17 protein-coding genes are annotated in these 17,889 nt (G+C 66.6%); 13 read left to right on the forward strand and 4 right to left on the reverse strand.

Going from position 1 to position 17,889, the window contains the following annotated elements:
• Positions 1–21 precede the first annotated feature (21 nt).
• The gene (locus ACORJG_RS04895) at positions 22–2,718 is read right to left on the reverse strand and encodes an Rne/Rng family ribonuclease (RefSeq protein ID WP_427792073.1); all 2,697 of its coding nucleotides are present in this window, start codon (positions 2,716–2,718) and stop codon (positions 22–24) included.
• Positions 2,719–3,172: 454 nt separating this feature from the next.
• Between ACORJG_RS04895 and ACORJG_RS04900 the strand changes: the two genes are divergently transcribed.
• Positions 3,173–4,384: an N-acetylmuramoyl-L-alanine amidase family protein gene (locus tag ACORJG_RS04900; RefSeq protein WP_427792075.1), complete on the forward strand. Its 1,212-nt coding sequence runs from the start codon at positions 3,173–3,175 to the stop codon at positions 4,382–4,384.
• Between the two features lie 32 nt (positions 4,385–4,416).
• Here the strand turns inward: ACORJG_RS04900 and ACORJG_RS04905 are convergent, their stop codons facing one another.
• Positions 4,417–5,073, reverse strand: coding sequence for a uracil-DNA glycosylase (locus ACORJG_RS04905; protein ID WP_427792077.1), 657 nt, complete (start codon positions 5,071–5,073; stop codon positions 4,417–4,419).
• On the reverse strand, positions 5,070–5,651 hold the full coding sequence (locus ACORJG_RS04910; RefSeq protein WP_346532626.1) for an NYN domain-containing protein: 582 nt from the start codon (positions 5,649–5,651) through the stop codon (positions 5,070–5,072). The genes ACORJG_RS04905 and ACORJG_RS04910 overlap by 4 nt, the downstream gene beginning before the upstream one ends.
• On the opposite strand from ACORJG_RS04910, the gene folK reads away from it, so the two are divergent.
• From folK to ACORJG_RS04970, 12 genes are all read left to right on the forward strand, one after another.
• The gene (folK, locus tag ACORJG_RS04915; RefSeq protein ID WP_427792079.1) at positions 5,650–6,237 is read left to right on the forward strand and encodes a 2-amino-4-hydroxy-6-hydroxymethyldihydropteridine diphosphokinase; all 588 of its coding nucleotides are present in this window, start codon (positions 5,650–5,652) and stop codon (positions 6,235–6,237) included. The two genes, ACORJG_RS04910 and folK, sit on opposite strands and share 2 nt — an antisense overlap.
• A gap of 130 nt (positions 6,238–6,367) precedes the next feature.
• Entirely contained in the window at positions 6,368–6,727 is a 360-nt protein-coding gene (gene rpoZ / locus ACORJG_RS04920; protein WP_427792081.1) for a DNA-directed RNA polymerase subunit omega, read from the forward strand.
• A gap of 59 nt (positions 6,728–6,786) precedes the next feature.
• On the forward strand, positions 6,787–9,051 hold the full coding sequence (locus ACORJG_RS04925) for a RelA/SpoT family protein (protein ID WP_427792083.1): 2,265 nt from the start codon (positions 6,787–6,789) through the stop codon (positions 9,049–9,051).
• Positions 9,052–9,090: 39 nt separating this feature from the next.
• The gene (locus tag ACORJG_RS04930; RefSeq protein WP_427792085.1) at positions 9,091–9,870 is read left to right on the forward strand and encodes a TIGR00730 family Rossman fold protein; all 780 of its coding nucleotides are present in this window, start codon (positions 9,091–9,093) and stop codon (positions 9,868–9,870) included.
• A gap of 45 nt (positions 9,871–9,915) precedes the next feature.
• Positions 9,916–10,500: an orotate phosphoribosyltransferase gene (gene pyrE, locus ACORJG_RS04935; RefSeq protein WP_427792087.1), complete on the forward strand. Its 585-nt coding sequence runs from the start codon at positions 9,916–9,918 to the stop codon at positions 10,498–10,500.
• Between the two features lie 33 nt (positions 10,501–10,533).
• Positions 10,534–11,280, forward strand: a complete 747-nt coding sequence (locus tag ACORJG_RS04940; RefSeq protein ID WP_427792089.1) for a pyridoxine 5'-phosphate synthase — start codon at positions 10,534–10,536, stop codon at positions 11,278–11,280.
• A complete protein-coding gene (gene acpS, locus ACORJG_RS04945) occupies positions 11,277–11,678 on the forward strand; it encodes a holo-ACP synthase (RefSeq protein WP_427792090.1) in 402 nt (133 codons plus the stop codon). The genes ACORJG_RS04940 and acpS overlap by 4 nt, the downstream gene beginning before the upstream one ends.
• 52 nt (positions 11,679–11,730) lie before the next feature.
• Complete coding sequence (gene lepB, locus ACORJG_RS04950) at positions 11,731–12,480, forward strand: signal peptidase I (protein ID WP_427792092.1); 750 nt, start codon at positions 11,731–11,733, stop codon at positions 12,478–12,480.
• 115 nt (positions 12,481–12,595) lie between these two features.
• Positions 12,596–13,522 (forward strand): signal peptidase I, encoded by a 927-nt coding sequence (gene lepB, locus ACORJG_RS04955; RefSeq protein WP_427792093.1) that lies wholly within the window; start codon positions 12,596–12,598, stop codon positions 13,520–13,522.
• Complete coding sequence (rnc, locus tag ACORJG_RS04960; RefSeq protein ID WP_427792094.1) at positions 13,522–14,238, forward strand: ribonuclease III; 717 nt, start codon at positions 13,522–13,524, stop codon at positions 14,236–14,238. Before lepB (ACORJG_RS04955) ends, rnc begins: the two co-directional genes overlap by 1 nt.
• Positions 14,235–15,200 carry a GTPase Era gene (gene era / locus ACORJG_RS04965; protein WP_303697367.1) on the forward strand — a complete coding sequence of 322 codons (966 nt, stop codon included), beginning with the start codon at positions 14,235–14,237 and terminating at the stop codon, positions 15,198–15,200. Before rnc ends, era begins: the two co-directional genes overlap by 4 nt.
• 4 nt (positions 15,201–15,204) lie before the next feature.
• Positions 15,205–16,458 (forward strand): serine hydrolase domain-containing protein, encoded by a 1,254-nt coding sequence (locus tag ACORJG_RS04970; protein WP_427792095.1) that lies wholly within the window; start codon positions 15,205–15,207, stop codon positions 16,456–16,458.
• On the opposite strand, the gene ACORJG_RS04975 is transcribed toward ACORJG_RS04970, so the two are convergent.
• Positions 16,455–17,834, reverse strand: coding sequence for a PLP-dependent aminotransferase family protein (locus tag ACORJG_RS04975; protein WP_427792096.1), 1,380 nt, complete (start codon positions 17,832–17,834; stop codon positions 16,455–16,457). The genes ACORJG_RS04970 and ACORJG_RS04975 overlap by 4 nt on opposite strands.
• Between the last annotated feature and the right edge of the window lie 55 nt (positions 17,835–17,889).

The following is a 17,889-nucleotide window of genomic DNA, read 5'->3' on the forward strand; positions in this document are numbered from 1 at the left end:
TTCCAGTCTAATCGTGTCCGATCAACGGCGCCACCAGCCGCGTTTCGGCTTGGCGGGCGGGGCGCTGATCTGGTTCGGATCCTCGGCGATGATGGCCGCGATGTCGACCTCGGCGGCCGGGGCAGGGACCGGCTCGGTCAGAACGACAGCGTCTTCGATCACGGCTTCGACGGCGGTCTCGACAACGGTCTCGGCGGAGGCCGGTGCTTCGCCCAGAGCCTCCTCGAGTGCTTCCTCGATGGCCTTTTCGACGCGGGCGGCCACGGCGGGCGGCACGTCGAGCTCGGCAGGAGCCGGCTGTTCGGCCTCGACCTCAGCCGGGGCGGCCTCAGTCGCTTCTTCCACGGCGGCGGTGCTGACCTTGCGGCGCACGCGGCGGCGCTTGGGCGCTTCGGCCTGTTCGACGGTCGGAGCGGCTTCGGCGGCAGGCACCTCGGTCGTTTCGCCTTCGATCACCACGGCGATCGGCGTATCGGTCGAGCCGACGGGCGGCAGGCCTTCATTGGCGGCGCGGTCCTCGACCTTGGTCTCGTGGGTCAGTTCGCCCTGACCGCGACCCCGGCCGCGGCCGCGACGACGGCGCGAACGGCCGTTGCGGCCTTCTTCCGAAGCAGCGATCTGATCCAGACCGACGTCTTGAGCCGCGTCCTCGCCAGCGGCCTCGGGCTTGCGCTCATCCTTGCGTTCGGGATGAGGCGCGACCGGGTTGATCGGGTCGAACCAGACGTAGGGGTCCTGCAGCGACGGCGTGCGGCCGCGCACCCAGGCGTAGACGTCGCGTTCGCCTTCCTCACGCATCCGGCGCCCGCCGCGACGACCCCGGCGGCGGCGGCCGCCCCGGCTGTCGTCGTCATCGTCGGAAGCGGCGGCTTCGGTCTCTTCGTCACGGCGCCCGCCGCGACGGCGACGGCGGCGGCCGCCCCGGCTGTCGTCATCCTGTTCGGCGCGGGCGCGGGCCTCGTCGTCGTCCTCGTCCTCACGGTCGAGTTCGGCTTCGTCCTCGTCGTCGCCGAAGTCGTCTTCGTCCTCGGCGTCTTCATCCTCGTCGTCATGGGCGTTGTCGTCGAAGCCGTCGTCCAGGTCGGCCAGGTCGATGTGGCTTTCGGGGGCGACGAAGTCTTCGTTCGTCTCGGTGCGCTCGATCGAGTGCTCGCCCTGGGCCAGGCTGTCGTCGATCTGGATGATGACGTTCAGGCCGCGCTGCTCCAGCAGGAACTGCAGATAATCGCGCTTGTGGTTCAGGATATAGAGCGCGACGGCGGTCGAGACGCGCAGGTTCACCGAACCCGCACCGTTCTTTCCAGCCTCGATGTCGACGGCGCGCAGGGTGGTCAGGGCCGCCGATTCGGCCGAGCGGACGCGCCCCGCGCCCTGGCAGCATTCGCAGACCTCGGTCGCGCCCTCGATCACGCCGAGGCGGCGACGCTGACGGCTGATCTCCATCAGGCCGAAGCCGGAGATGCGGCCCATCTGGATGCGGGCGCGATCTTTGGCCAGGGCGTCCTTGAGGGCCTTCTCAACCGCGCGGTTGTTCTTGCCCTCGTCCATGTCGATGAAGTCGATGACGATCAGACCGGCCAGGTCGCGCAGGCGCAGCTGGCGGGCGGCCTCGACGGCGGCTTCCATGTTGGTCTTGGTCGCGGTGGCCTCGACGTTGCGCTCCTTGGTGGCGCGGCCCGAGTTCACGTCGATGGCGACCAGAGCTTCGGTCTGGTTGATGACCAGATAGCCGCCCGACTTCAGCGGCACGACCGGCTGGTGAATCTGGGTCAGCACCTCTTCGATGCCGTTCGCCGCGAACAGCGGGCGCGAGCCCTGATAGAGGTGGATCTTCTTGGCCTGGGACGGCATCAGCACGCGCATGAAGTCGCGGGCCTGCTTGAAGCCCTCGACGCCCTCGACCTGAATGCCGTCGAAGTCCTTGTCGTACATGTCGCGCACGGCGCGGCGGACCAGGTTCTCTTCCTCGTGGATCATCGCCGGCGCGTTGGAGCGCAGGGTCTGTTCGCGGATCGTCTCCCACAGGCGCAGCAGATATTCATAGTCGCGCTTGATTTCGGCCCGGGTGCGCTTGGCGCCCGCCGTGCGGATGATCAGGCCCATGCCCTGCGGCACCTTCAGCGCGGCGGCGGCGGCCTTCAGGCGGCGACGGTCCGAGGTGTTGGTGATCTTGCGCGAAATGCCGCCGCCCTTGCCGGTGTTCGGCATCAGCACGCAGTAGCGGCCGGCCAGCGACAGCCAGGTGGTCAGGGCCGCGCCCTTGGCGCCGCGCTCGTCCTTGACGACCTGCACCAGCAGGATCTGGCGGCGCTTGATGACGTCCTGGATCTTGTAGCGACGCATCAGACGACGCTTCAGGCGTTCCTCGTCGGCCAGCTTGCCGTCGGAATCGGCGTCGTCGGATTCACGGCCCAGATCGTCTTCGTCCGCATCGTCGTGCGCCTCGGCCATGATGGCTTCGCGGTCGGCGACAGGGATCTGATAATAATCCGGGTGGATTTCGTTGAAGGCCAGGAAGCCGTGACGGTTGCCGCCGTATTCAACGAAGGCGGCCTGCAGGCTGGGCTCTACGCGGGTGACCTTGGCGAGATAGATGTTCCCGCGAAGCTGGCGACGGGCGCGGGATTCAAAATCGAATTCCTCAACCTGGCGGCCGTCCACGATCGCGACGCGCGTTTCTTCCGCGTGCGCCGCGTCTATCAACATGGTTTTTGACATTGATGGTCTCTCTCAGGCGCGCCAGGCCGTGCGCCGCGAACACAGTCGCGGGAATAGGGGCGGCTCGCCGAATGGAAATGGGGGCCAGGGCGCGCGTCATCCCCTCGCAAAAAGCGAGAGCGGCATGGTCTTGCCGTTCAGGAGCGCAGGCGGGTCGGCCCATAAGGTTGTCGGTCCTGGGCCCGGACGCGCCGATCAAGGCTGCATCCTGAACCCGTATCTCCGGATCGACGGCCAGGCCGCGCGATCCTCGGAATTGGTGAAAAGTTCAGCGCCGCGAGGAGGGCGCGCCTGAGCCCGAGCAAATGACGGGCGGCGCGATCGTTCGCATGCGGAACCGATAATAGGCAGATGTTGCGGAAAATAAAAGAACCGCCGTGGCGAGAGGTCTTAACGAAATCCTTAAACCATGGGCGCATCCTGTGATCGTAAACTGTAGGGCGAATTCCCTCTGATGTTGGGTCGGTGGCGTGACAATCTGAGCCGGTGGGGCGTGCGCGAGTGGGCCATGACGGCGCTTGCGCTCGTGGTCATCTGCCTTGTCGTGCTGACATCGACGCGCGGATTGGCCTTCGGACCCGACGGCGAGATCGTGCGCCTGCGCTTCGGCGGCGACAGCCAGCGGACGAGGGTCGTGCTGGATCTGGGCCGCTCGACGCGCGGTCAGGTGGTCGAGGACGGTTCGGCCGGGCGGGTGATCCTGTCGCTGGCGGGCGTGTCCCCGGCGCGCGGGCTGGAGGGTTCCGGTTCGGGCCTCGTGCGCGGCTATGAGGTCAGCGCGGCGTCCGGCGCATCGCGCGTGCGGCTGGATCTGGCGCGCGGCGCCGAGATCGAGCGTCGCTTCCTGCTGCCGCCCGGAGACGGGGTGGATTATTATCGCTATGTCATTGATCTGAAGGCGACGGGCGCCGCTGCTGCGGTTCCGGTCGCTGCGCCGCGCCGCGAGCAGGTGCGCGCCGAAAAGCCGCTGATCGTCATCGACGCCGGTCACGGCGGTCGCGACCCGGGCGCCCAGGGCCAGCACGTTCAGGAAAAGGCTGTCACACTGGCCGCCGCCCGCGAACTGAAGGCGGCGCTGGAGCGCACAGGCCGCTATCGCGTGCGCCTGACGCGCGACGGCGACGTCTATGTGGCCCACGGCCGCCGGGTTCAGGTGGCGCGCGACGCCGGGGCGGATCTGTTCATCTCCCTGCACGCCGATGCCGGCACGGACCCGGCTCTGCGCGGCGCCAGCGTCTACACCCTGTCCGAACAGGGCGCCGGGCGCGCGGTGCGTGAGTTCACCAAGGGCGAAGACTGGCAGCGCGACCTGCGCCTGCCGGGCCGCGATCCTTCGGTCGACCGCATCCTGCTGGACATGACCCAGCGCGCCACCCAGAACCGCTCGGCCCAGTTCGCACGGGTGCTGCTGACCCATATCGAGGGCGACAACCATCCCCTGCTACGCCGCAGTCACCGTGATGCGGGTCTGGCGGTGCTGCTGGCGCCTGATGTGCCGGCCGTGCTGCTGGAGATGGGCTTCATCACCAATCCCGAGGACGAGCGCATCCTGAACGACGAGCGCGCGCGCCGCCGCCTGATGCGCTCGGTCGCCGAGGGTATCGACCGCTATTTCCGGGAACCTTCCGCCCCACTGATGGTCGCTGGAGAGGTGGCCGGTAGCTGATTTCCTCCCCATAAAATGGGGAGGAAAGGGCGTTAGGCGTCCAGCGCTGCTTTTGCGCGCCTGAAGATGTCCTCGAACATTTCAGCCGTCAGGCGGCCCGTGTTCGTGTTCAGCCGTGAGCAGTGGTAGCTGTTGATCAGCGTATAGGCGCCGACCTTGCCTTCGACCCCATGCCCTGCCGGAATGGCTGAACCAGGATAGCCCAGCGTCCGCAGGATGCTGCGACGCGACACGTCGCCCAGCGTCACAATCACCTTCAGCCGGGGCAGGGCGGTCAGCCGGTCGACCAGAAAGGGCCGACAGGTGTTCTCTTCTGTTGCGGTCGGCTTGTTCTGCGGCGGGGCGCAGCGCACGGCGTTGGTGATCATGCAGTCGACCAGCGTCAGGTCGTCATGACCGTCGGGGTCGTAATTTCCCTTGGCGAAGCCGGTCTTCTTCAGCGTGTCGTACAGCAGCCAGCCCGCATGGTCCCCGGTGAAGGGGCGGCCCGTGCGGTTGGCGCCGGTACGGCCCGGCGCCAGTCCTGCGATCAGAAGGCGCGCTTCCGGGTCGCCGAACGAGGGCGCGGGTCCGTTCCACCAGTCCGGGTTCTGGCGCGCGTTCTCGGCCCTGTACTCAACCAGACGCGGGCACAGGGGACAGTCGCGCGCCGGTTCGGGGTTCAGTCCCGCGCCCACTTGGAGCTTCACGCGCGGTCGGTCCGGTCCAGCGTGCGGTTCAGACCCTGATTCATCGAGGTCTTGGGCTTGCCCACATGGTTCATGACGTCGGCCAGATCGATGAAGGCGTCGGCCTGACGGCGCAGGTCGTCGGAAATCTGGGGCGGCTGGCTCTTGACGGTCGAGACGACGGTCACGCGCACGCCCTTGGCCTGAAGCGCCTGCACCACGCGGCGGAAGTCGCCATCGCCAGAGAACAGCACCGCCTGATCCAGGCGCGGCGCCAACTCCATCATGTCGACGGCGATCTCCATGTCCATATTGCCCTTGGTGCGGCTGTGGCCCTGGGCGTCGGTGAAGCGCTTGACCGGCTTGGTCACTACGGTGAAGCCGTTGTAGTCGAGCCAGTCGACCAGCGGCCGCACGGGCGAGAATTCTTCGCCCTCGACGATGGCCGTGTAATAATAGGCGCGGATCAACCGGCCTTCGCCCACAAACCAAGTGGACAGCTTCTTGAAGTCGAGATCGCAGTTCAGGGCGCGGGCCGCCGAATAAAGATTGGCCCCGTCGATGAACAGGGCGATGCGGTCGTCAGGATGGTCGGTCATGAAGGAATATGAGCCCGTCGATATGGTCGAGAAAATGAAAGCCCCGACCGATGCCGCCGGAGAATCCCCGGACGGCCTCGATCTGGACGCCGCAGTCATCGTCGCACTGGGCTGTAATGACAAGGGCGCCTGGTCATCTTCCTGCGAAGCGCTGGAGGCGGCGCTGGCCCGTTTCCGCGCCGAGGGGCTGGATGTGCTGGCCCGTTCGTCGTGGTGGTCGTCGCTGGCCTGGCCCGATCCGACCGATCCGCCCTTCCTGAACGGGGTCGCGATCATCAGCACCGATCAGGATGCGCCGACACTGATGCGGACGCTGGGCCGGATCGAGGATCTGTTCGGGCGGGTCCGCACGGCGCGCAATGCGCCGCGCACGCTGGATCTGGACCTGACCGCCTATGGACGGCTGAGCGGCGATCTGGACGGGCTGATCCTGCCGCACCCGCGCGCCGCCGACAGGCTGTTTGTCATGGGGCCGCTGGCCGAGATCGCGCCGGACTGGATTCATCCGGTCAGCGGTCTGCGCGCGCGCGATCTGGCGGCCTCGGCGAGCGTGGCGCGCGACGCCCATCCCCTGTTGAGGGGTTGACGCAGGGCGTGTGAACGCGCGAGGGGAGGCGCAACTGACGCCGATACGCCTCAATGCCGCCTCCGCGGCGTTGCACAATCGGCTCCCACCCTGTATTTTGAGCGGTTCTCCCTGCCGCCTGAGGAATTTCATGGCCCGCGTCACTGTCGAAGACTGCATCGAAAAGGTGCCGAACCGCTTTGGTCTGGTTCTGCTGGCCGGCCACCGCGCCCGCAATATCGCCAACGGCGCCCCGCTGACGCTGGACCGCGACAACGACAAGAACCCGGTCGTGGCCTTGCGTGAACTGGCCGACGAAACCGTCGTGCCGGAAGAGCTGCGCGAGAACATCATCACCACCCTGCAACGGGTCGACGAGCGCACCGAGGCTGAGGATGAAGCCGAAGTCGTGGCCCTGCTGGCTGAGCCGCAGCACATGAACATGGCCGAGGCTGAACTGATCCGCGCGCTGCAAAGCGACCGCGACGGGGGCCAGGAGGAACGCTACTGACGACCGACCTGGTCACTTCGGTAGCAAGGCGGGCGGCGCGACCCCAGACGGACACGCCGATGGACCCCGCCGCGAATCTGCAGGACAACACATCGGCGTCGTCTCTTCCCGAGGCGGCGCCGAAGTCGTCTGAAGGCCCTGCATTGTCTGATACCAAGCGCGCACCGATCATGCGCCAGTTCGAACTGATCGAGGCGGTCAAGGCCTATGACCCGACCGCCGATGAGGCGCTGCTGAACCGCGCCTATGTCTATGCGATGAAGATGCACGGCTCGCAGTTGCGGGCCTCGGGCGATCCCTATTTCGCCCATCCGATCCAGGTCGCGGGCATTCTGACCGATTACCGGCTGGATACGGCGACCATCGTCACCGCCCTGCTGCATGACGTTGTCGAGGACACTTCCGCCACCCGCGAGGACATCGCCGAGATGTTCGGCGAAGAGATCGCCGTTCTGGTCGAGGGCGTGACCAAGCTGTCCCGGCTGGAGCTTCAGGCCGAGCATACGCGCCAGGCCGAGAATCTGCGCAAATTCATTCTGGCGATTTCGCGCGACGTGCGGGTGCTGTTGGTCAAGCTGGCCGACCGTCTGCACAATATGCGCACCCTTCACTTCGTGAAGCCGGAGAAGCGCGAGCGCATCAGCCGCGAAACGCTGGAAGTCTACGCCCCGCTGGGCCGATCGATCGGCATCCACTCCATCGCCGCCGAGCTGGAAGAACTGGCGTTCGAGCATCTGAACGCCACGGCGCGCGTCGCCATCCAGCGCCGTCTGGAAGCCCTGAAGCTGGAAAACGGCAGCGCCATCGAGGCCGTCTCGCCCGAGATCGAGCGGGTGCTGGCCGAGGCGGGCCTGACCGCGCGGGTCAAGGGCCGCGAGAAGACGCCCTATTCCATCTGGCGCAAGCTGCAGCGCAAGACGGTCGGCTTTTCGTCCCTGTCGGACATCTATGGCTTCCGCGTCATCGTCGAGAGCGAGGACGACTGTTACCGCGCGCTCGGCGTCATCCACCGCGCCTGGCCGATGGTGCCCGAGCGGTTCAAGGATTTCATCTCGACGCCCAAGTCGAACAACTATCGCTCGTTGCATACGACGGTCGTCGGGCCGGGCGGCTTGCGCATCGAGATGCAGATCCGCACCGAGGCGATGGACCGGGTGGCCGAGGACGGGGTGGCGGCGCACTGGCGCTACAAGAACCAGTCCTACGGTTTCGACCGGGAGGCGATGGAGGCTGACGGCGGCCGCGACCCCCTGCTGAACCTGCGCCATCTGGTTCAGGTGATCGAGCACGGAGAGGGGGGCGAGGACTGGGTCGAGCACGCCAAGCTTGAAATGTACCTGGACCAGGTCTTCGTCTTCACGCCCAAGGGGACGCTGATCACCCTGCCGCGCGGCGGGATGCCGCTGGACTTCGCCTATGCCGTCCACACCGAGGTCGGCGACACCGCCGTGGGGGTCAAGATCAACGGCGAGCTGAAACCCATGCGCACCGCACTTCAGAACGGCGACGTGGTCGAGATCATCCGCGGGACCAAGCGCGAGATTCCGACCGACTGGCGCAGCCTGACGGTCACGGGCCGCGCCCGATCCGCCATCCGTCGTCACATCCGCACGTCAGAGCGCGAAGAGTTCGTGCGTCTGGGCAAGACGACGCTGGAGCAGACGCTGGAGCGGGGGAGCAAGTCGCTGGCCGACGTCAAGCTGACGGAGGTTCTGAAGACCTTCGCCATGCCGTCCGAAGAGGACATGTTCGACGCCATCGGTCGCGGCCGTCTGAGCGCGACCCGCGTGGCCGAAACCCTGTTCCCGGCGCTGAAGGGGCAGCTGAAGGCGGGGCCTGAGCGCAAGCGCATCGGCGAGGAATCTCCGCGTCTGTTCGTGCGCGGCGGCGGCCTGACGCCTGGCGTCAGCATCCACTTCGGCCGGTGTTGCTCGCCGGTGCCGGGCGACCGCATCGTCGGCATTCTTGAGCCGGACAAGGGGCTGACCGTCCACACCATCGACTGCCAGACGCTGGCCGATTTCGCCGATGACGACTCGGTCTGGCAGGACCTGCAATGGACGCCGCAGGCCGAGCGCAGCGCCGTCGGCTCGGTCAAGCTTCACGCCACCCTGATCAATGCGCGCGGCGTGCTGGGGCAGTTCGCCTCCATTATCGGCGAGGCGGGCGGCAACATCCTGAACCTGTCGATGTCCCACCGGCAGCATGACTTCTACGACGTCGATCTGGACGTCGAGGTCGAGGACGCGCGCCACGCCACCATGATCATTGCGGCGCTGAGGGCCAATCCTTACGTCGATACGGTCGATCGCGCGCGCGGCTGAGCCGACGCTGACGCCATCCGTTTTATCTCAAAGGTCGAAATGTCTCCCGAACAACAAAGACTCGCCAATGAGGCCCAGCTGGCCTCGCCCTCCTATCGTCTGGCTGCGCTGGATCAGGACTTCCTGCTGGGCGAGCCGATGCGCGGCGTGCGCTTCCTGATGGAGTACGAAAAGGCCGAGCAGGCGCTGAAGGCGTGGGGCGTCCGCTCCACCGTCGTCGTGTTCGGCAGCGCCCGCGTCGGCGTCAACGGCGACGGTCGCCACGCCTATTGGTACGATCAGGCCCGCCAGTTCGGCCGCATCGCCTCTGAGCGCGGCGGCGCCCTGCGCGGCGAACCGGGCGAGGTGCGCGACAACGTCATCGCCACCGGCGGCGGTCCGGGCATCATGCAGGCCGCCAATCAGGGCGCGCACGAGGCCGGGGCGCCGTCCATCGGCTTCAACGTCACCCTGCCGCACGAACAGGTGCCGAACCCGTGGTCGACGCCGGAACTGACGTTCCAGTTCCACTACTTCGCCATGCGCAAGATGCACCTGGCGATGCGGGCCAATGCGCTGGTCGTCTTCCCGGGCGGCTTCGGCACGCTGGATGAACTGTTCGAGATCCTGACCCTGCGCCAGACGGACAAGGCGCCGCCGATCCCCATCGTCCTGTTCGACGAGGCCTACTGGCGCTCGGTCATCAACTTCGACACCCTGATCGAGCATGGCATGGTCAAGGCGTCGGACATGGATCTGTTCGCCTTCGCCGATGACGCCGAGACGGTGTGGGCCAAGCTGCTGGAAGGCGGTCTGAAGCCCAACAGCGAGATCCGATAGGGCGCGGGTTGAGGGCGGCGGCTGCAGGGTCTAAGGACGCCCTTCATGAACACTGAAGACGTCCTCAACGAATTCCGCGACGCCGGCGCCCTGCGCGAAGGCCATTTCGTCCTCTCGTCCGGCCTGCACAGCCCGGTCTTCCTGCAGAAGAACCTGGTCTTCATGGACAGCGCCCGCTGCGCGCGCCTGTGCAAGGCGCTGGCGGATAAGATCAGGGCTGCGGTCGGCCCGGTCGACGCGGCGATCTCGCCTGCCGTCGGCGGCATCATCCCCGGCTATGAGACGGCCAAGCACCTGAACGTCCGCTCCATGTATGTCGAGCGCGAGGGCGGCGAGTTCAAACTGCGTCGCGGTTTCTCGGTCGAGCCGGGCGAGAAGATCGTCATGGTCGAGGATATCGTCACGACGGGCCTGTCCTCGCGCGAGTGCATCGCCGCGATCCAGAAGGCGGGCGGCCAAGTCGTCGCCGCCGCCTGCATCGTCGACCGTTCGGGCGGCAAGGTCGATGTGGGCGTGCCCCTGATCGCGCTGGCCTCGATGGAAGTGCCGGCCTATCCGGCCGACGCCCTGCCGCCGGAACTGGCCGCCCTGCCGGTCGAGGATCCGGGCAGCCGCCGCCTTTCCAAGTAAAAGAGACGGTCCAAGTAGAGAAGAGAGAACGGGATGAAGCGTCAGCGGGTTCGTCTGGGCGTCAATATCGACCACGTCGCCACGGTTCGTAACGCACGCGGCGGCGCTCATCCCGATCCGGCCCGTGCGGCCGAGGCGGCGCTGGCGGCCGGGGCCGACGGCATCACCGCCCACCTGCGCGAGGACCGTCGTCATATCACCGACGCCGACATCGACGTGCTGACGGCCCTGTGCCGCCGCGCGGACAAGCCGCTGAACCTCGAGATGGCGGTGACGGAGGAGATGCTGGCCATCGCCCTGCGCCACCGGCCGCACGCCGCCTGTCTGGTGCCCGAACGCCGTGAGGAGGTGACGACCGAGGGCGGTCTGGCCGTCGCCGGCCACGAAGCCCGCATCGCCCCGGTGGTGAAGGCCCTGTCGGACGCCGGAATCCGCGTCAGCCTGTTCATCGAACCGTCCGAGGATCAGGTCGAGGCCGCCGCCGTCGTCGGCGCCCAGGTGGTCGAGTTCCATACCGGCCGCTATTGCCATCTGACCGACCCGGCCGAGCGCGCGGTCGAGTTCGACCGTCTGGCCGCCGCCGCCGCCCAGGCCGACATTCTGGGGCTGGAGGTCCACGCAGGCCACGGCCTCGACTTCGCCACGGCGGGCGATGTGCTGGCCATCCGCGAGATCGTCGAGCTGAATATCGGCCACTTCCTGATCGGCGAGGCGGTCTTCGTCGGCCTGGACGCCGCCATCCGCCGGATGCGCGCGGCGATGGACGAGGCTTCATCGTGATTATCGGCGTCGGCGCCGACCTGTCGGATATCCGCCGGATACAGGCCTCGCTGGACCGTTTCGGCGACCGCTTCAAACAACGTGTCTTCACCGAACTGGAGCGCACCCGTTCGGACCGCAAGGCCGATCCGGCGTGGAGCTACGCCAAGCGGTTTGCGGCCAAGGAGGCCTGCGCCAAGGCGCTGGGCACGGGGATGCGGTCTGACGTCTACTGGCGCGACATGGGGGTGGTGAACCTGCCGTCCGGCCAGCCGACCCTGGCCCTGACCGGCCACGCGGCTGAGCATCTGGCCCGCCTGACCCCGCCGGGTCATGAGGCGCGCATTCACCTGACCCTCAGCGACGAACACCCCTACGCCCTGGCCTTCGTGGTGATCGAAGCTCTGCCGTTGGCTTAGTTGCCTGGTGTCGGCTAGATAGAGATCGCTGGTTTTTTTATCGGGGCCGACAATGAGCAAATCGCAGACGGCGTTAGCCGAATGGATCGACACGTTTCGTGTCGTGTCGATCTTTCTGCTGATCGCGTTGGTGCTGCGTGTGCTGCTGTTCCAGCCCTTCACCATCCCGTCGGCCTCGATGGAGCCGAGCCTGTACGAGGGCGACTATATCGTCGTGTCGAAGTGGTCGTACGGCTATTCGCGCCACTCGATCCCGTTCAGCCCGCCGGTGTTCAAGGGCCGCATTCTGGGCAAGGGGCCTGAGCGCGGCGACATCGTGGTGTTCAAGCTGCCGCGCGACAACAAGACCGACTACATCAAGCGCGTGATCGGCTTGCCGGGCGACAAGGTGCAGATGATCGCCAACAAGCTCTATATCAACGGCGCGCCGGTTCAGGACGTCGAGGTCAGCCGCGCCCAGATGGCCGACATGTTCGGCGCCCGTTCGGTGACGCAACTGCGCGAGACACTGCCGGGCGGTCGCACCTTCATGACGCAGGACTTCGGTCCGGGCGGCGAACTGGACGATACGCCGCTGTATGAAGTGCCGTCGGGCCACTACTTCATGATGGGCGACAACCGCGACAACTCGATCGACAGCCGTGTCGAGATGTCGGCGGGCGTGGGCATGGTCCCGGCCGAGAATCTGGTCGGCAAGGCCGAGATCATCATGTTCTCGTGGACGCCGGGCGCTTCTCTGTTCAACCCGGTCAGCTGGTTCGCCAACGTGCGCTTCAGCCGGTTCTTCAAGATCCTCGACTAGGGTTTGCTCCCTAGAGGTTGCGGTTCCTTCATCATGCGGAGTCTTGCCCGCGGCGGGTTCAGCGATTACGCCTCGACCTTCTGACCCTGCGTGCGGCGGGGGATTCGAGCAGATAATGAACGACGACCCAAAGTTGAACGGCGGTTCAGGCGCATCCGCCCTTGATCCGGCGGGCAGCCGACCGATCTGGAGCGACGACGGCGACGCGCCCTTCGACATGGGGGACGATCCGGATGCGCTCGACAGCGAAAAGCCGATCCATGCGCCGCGGCGCTACAGGAAAGCCAAACGAGTGAAGACAGAAAAGTCCGCGAGCAACGAAACGGTCGAGATCATCAAGACCGTCGTTTTCGCCCTGCTGATCGCGCTGGTGCTGCGTGTGCTGTTGTTCCAGCCCTTCACCATTCCGTCGGCCTCGATGGAGCCGAACCTGTATGAGGGCGACTACATCGTCGTGTCGAAGTGGTCGTACGGCTATTCGCGCCACTCGATCCCGTTCAGCCCGCCGGTGTTCAAGGGCCGCATTCTGGGCAAGGGGCCTGAGCGCGGCGACATCGTGGTGTTCAAGCTGCCGCGCGACAACAAGACCGACTACATCAAGCGCGTGATCGGCTTGCCGGGCGACAAGGTGCAGATGATCGCCAACAAGCTCTATATCAACGGCGCGCCGGTTCAGGACGTCGAGGTCAGCCGCGCCCAGATGGCCGACATGTTCGGCGCCCGTTCGGTGACGCAACTGCGCGAGACACTGCCGGGCGGTCGCACCTTCATGACGCAGGACTTCGGTCCGGGCGGCGAACTGGACGATACGCCGCTGTATGAAGTGCCGTCGGGCCACTACTTCATGATGGGCGACAACCGCGACAACTCGATCGACAGCCGTGTCGAGATGTCGGCGGGCGTGGGCATGGTCCCGGCCGAGAACCTGGTCGGCAAGGCTGAGATCATTATGTTCTCGTGGACGCCGGGCGCCTCTCTGTTCAACCCGGTCAGCTGGTTCGCCAATGTGCGGTTCAGCCGGTTCTTCAAGATCCTTCACTGATGGCGGGCGGACGCACGAACGTGCGCGCCGAGGCTGTGGCGGCTCTGCGTCGCCGCCTCGGGCATGATTTCAAGGACGCCTCCCTGCTGGAACACGCCCTGACCCACTCCAGTGTGGGCGAGGGCGCGGGGTCGCAGGTTCCGCCCGACAACGAGCGGCTGGAGTTTCTGGGCGATCGGGTGCTGGGCCTGCTGGTCGCGGACCGTCTGGTGCGGGACTTTCCGGCGGCGGATGAGGGGCAGCTTTCGGCCCGCCTGCACGCCCTGGTGGACAAGAGCGCCTGCGCCCGCGTGGGCGAGGCGCTGGGCGTGGGCGACGCCCTGCGTCTGTCGCCGGGCGAGACCAAGACCGGCGGCCGCAGAAAGGCCGGAGTCATCGCCGATGCTGTTGAGGCGATCCTGGCGGCCGTCTATCGCGACGGCGGCCTGATCGCGGCTCAGGGCGTGTTCGAGCGCGCCTGGGCCGAGGAACTGGCGGCGCCCCCGGCGCCCGCCATCACCAATCCCAAGTCCGCCCTGCAGGAATGGGCGCAAGGCCAGGGCCGTCCGCTGCCCACCTATGACGTGGTCCAGCGCACCGGCTCGGACCACGCGCCGACCTTTACGGTCGAGACGACGGTGACCGGATATGAACCCGCCCGAGCACAAGGGCGTTCGCGACAGGAGGCGGAAAAGGCCGCCGCCATCGCTCTTTTGAAACGTGAAGGCGTGATTTGACCGAAACTCCCGAAACCACCGAGATCAGCAACCAGCACGCGGGCTTCGCCGCCATCATCGGCGCGCCCAATGCGGGCAAGTCGACGCTGGTGAACCGGTTGACGGGCTCCAAGGTCTCGATCGTCACCCAGAAGGTTCAGACCACGCGCTTTCCCGTGCGCGGCATCGCCATCAAGGGCGACGCCCAGATCGTGCTGGTGGACACGCCCGGCATCTTTACGCCGCGCCGCCGTCTGGATCGCGCCATGGTCGCCTCGGCCTGGGGCGGGGCGCAGGACGCCGATGTGGTCGTCCACCTGATCGACGCCCAGTCGCACATCGACGCCGAAGGCCGCGAAGGCACGCCGGCGGACCGCCGCTCGGCTGAAGACACCGAGACCATCATCGCCAATCTTCAGGCGACGGACACCAAGGTCATTCTGGCGCTGAACAAGATCGACGGAATGCGCCGCGATACGCTGCTGGCCCTGTCGCAGCGCCTGTTCGAGACGGGCGTCTATTCCGAGGTCTTCATGATCTCGGCGCTCAGCGGCGACGGCGTGGACGATCTGCTGACCCGGCTGGCCATGGCCATGCCACAGGGCCCGTGGCTGTATCCTGAAGACCAGTCTGCGGACGTGCCGCTACGCGTGCTGGCCGCCGAGATCACGCGCGAGAAGGTCTATCTGCGCGTCCACGAGGAACTGCCCTATTCGGCGGCGGTCGAGACGACCAGCTTTGAAGACCGCGCCGACGGCTCGGCCCGCATCGAACAGACCATCTATGTCGAGCGTGAAAGCCAGCGCCCCATCGTGCTGGGCAAGGGCGGCCAGACTCTGAAATGGATCGGCCAGAAGGCGCGTGAAGAGCTGATCGAGATCCTGGATCGGCCTGTTCACCTGTTTTTGACCGTCAAGGTCGATCCCAAATGGCAGGACTCAAAGGCATTGTACGCCCAGTTCGGTCTGGAGTTCGACGTCTAGTCTCGTGTTCATTGTCCCCAAGACTGTTGGCGGAAGGCCCTGGGTTCTGGGCTCTGTCGTTGCGCTCGGCCTGATTTCAGCCGGGGCGGGGGCGTGGTTTCTGAACGCGGTCGCGCCCGAAAGCCAGGCCGCCACGGTCGCCCGGTCGGCCAAGCCCAAACTGGCCAAACGCCCTCCGATCGAGGTGGTCGAGGACCTGCCGCAGCTGAAGGCGCGGCTGGAGGCGATGGCGGCGACGGGACAGTTCACCGGCGCCGTGCTGGTGTCGAAAGGCGATCAGGTCCTGTTCCGACAGGTCTACGGCAAAGCGAACTACGAACAGAATACGCCCTTTGCGCTGGACACCCGTTTCCGTCTGGCCTCGGTGTCCAAACAGTTCACCGCCGTCGCCATCCTGAAGCTTCAGGACGAGGGCAAGCTGTCGGTGAACGATCCCGTCTGTCAGTGGATCGAGCCGTGCCCGGAGGCGTGGCGGCCGCTGCGCATCCATCACCTGCTGTCGCACACCTCGGGCATTCCCGACCTGATGGCGCAGGCCGAGTGGGGCCGCATCCGCGTCACCCATCGCACGCCGCAGGAACTGACCGAGACCTCGGCCCGCTATGGCCTGCAGTTCGAGCCGGGGACCAAGGTCCGCTACAACAACGCCGCCTTCAATCTGGCCGCCGTGATCGTGGCCAAGGCCAGCGGCATGGCGTTTGAGGATTATCTGGAGCAGGCTCTGCTCAGGCCGCTGGGCATGAAGGACACCGGCTCTGACGTGAACGACGACGCGCAGGGCGTGGCCATGGGCTATGGTCTGTTTCCGCAGGGGCTGACGCCGCAGAAGATCGCCAATGTCAGCGTCGTGGCGGGGGCGGGCGCCCTCTATTCGACGATGGACGACATGCTGGCCTGGAACCGCGCCCTGAACCGGGGACAGGTGCTCAGCGACGCCGCCTATTCCGACTTCACCGCCGACCACGCCCCGCCGGACCCTGAAAGGGAGAAGCCCGGACGTCCGCACCGCGCCTTCGGCTATGGCATCTATGTCAGCGCTCTGGGCGAGCGCGTGTCGCCGCGCTTCAGCGACCGTCAGGTCTATCACACCGGCAGCTGGGCCGGGTTCCGCAACCTTGTGTCCTATCAGCCCGATCAGGACGTGACGGTGGTGGTGCTGTCGAACAACTATCACCTGCGCGATCAGGTGCTGCTGATCAATCAGCAGGCGATGGCCGAGGCGCTGGGCCGCCCGTTCCCGACGGTGCTGGAGCCTTAAAGGGCCCACTTCAGGAAGGTCATCAGACGCGGGTCGTCGCAGTGGGTCACATTGACCCGCATATAGCGGCTGGCGGTCTGGGACGGGCTGAACACGTCGCCGGGGGCCAGGACGATGTTCTCCTTCAGGGCGGCGCGGGCCAGTGCGGCGGAATCCGCCTCGCCAGGCAGACGGCACCACAGGTTGAAGCCGCCGCGCGGCTCGATCCACGGCTCGATACCGATGGACTTCAGGCGGGCGGCTGCCTCGCGCCGCTTGCGCGTCAGGCGGCGATGCAGTTCGTCCAGATGCTTGCGATAGCCGCCGCCGGTCAGGACATGGGCGACCACCTCAGCCGCCACGGCGTTGGCGCCGACAAAGCCCGTCGCCACCTGAAGATCGGCCAGATCGGCGATCCTGTCGGCGCTGGCCGCGATGTAGCCGCAGCGCAATGAGGCCGACAGCGTCTTGGAAAAGCTGCCGATCCGGATGACCCGGTTCAACCCGTCCAGCGCCGCCAGCCGGGTGGAGGGTTCCGGCTCCAGATCGGCGAACAGATCGTCCTCGATGATGGTCAGGTCGTGGGCGGCGGCCAGATTCAGCAGGCGATGAGCCGTCTGCGGCGCCATGCCCGCGCCGGTGGGATTCTGTAGTCCGGCGTTGGTCAGATAAAGGCGCGGCGACGCCTCCTTCAGCACCGCCTCGAATCGTTCGACGTCGGGGCCGCTGGGCGTATAGGGGACGCTGACGACCTTGACCTGATGCACGCGCAACAGGGCGCGGAAGTTGAAGTAGCAGGGATCATCCACCACCACCGTATCGCCGGGCCGCAGCAGATAGCGGCACGTCAGATCGACCGCATGGGTGCCCGATCCGGCCAGCAGCACCTGATCCTGGGACAGCTCCAGCCCCTCGGTCGCCAGCCGCCCCAGCAGGATGCGGCGCAGAGTCTTGGACCCGTGCAACTCGCCATAATCGGTCAGCAGGGCGTCGTCCGCTCGCGCCACGGCGCGAATGGCCTTGCGCAGGGCTTCGGTCGGCATCCAGTCGGCGGGCAGCCAGCCGCAGCCGGGCTTGAGCGCGTCGGGCGGCGCCTCCAGCGACTGGCGCGACACCCAGAAGGGATCGACGGCGCGGTCATGCAGGCCCGGATCGACGGCGAAACTCAGCGGGGGCAGGGCGGACCCTGAAACATAGAAGCCTGACCCCGGCCGCGCGCGGATCAGACCCTCGGCCGCCAGCCGGTCATAGGCTTCGACCACGGTCGAGGGAGACACCGTCATCGTCGCGGCGAAGCGCCGGATCGACGGCAGGCGGTCGCCGGGCGCCAGGCTGCGCCCTGCGATCCGTGCGCGGATGGCGTCCATGACCTCTGTGGTGCGTGTGCTGCGGGGCAACCGTGCCGGCTCCATAACCCATACAGTTTGTCAGAAGTGTATCGATCTGTGGCTG

The sequence above is a fragment of the Brevundimonas diminuta genome (genome assembly GCF_050310045.1).
GTDB classification, from domain to species: domain Bacteria; phylum Pseudomonadota; class Alphaproteobacteria; order Caulobacterales; family Caulobacteraceae; genus Brevundimonas; species Brevundimonas diminuta_F.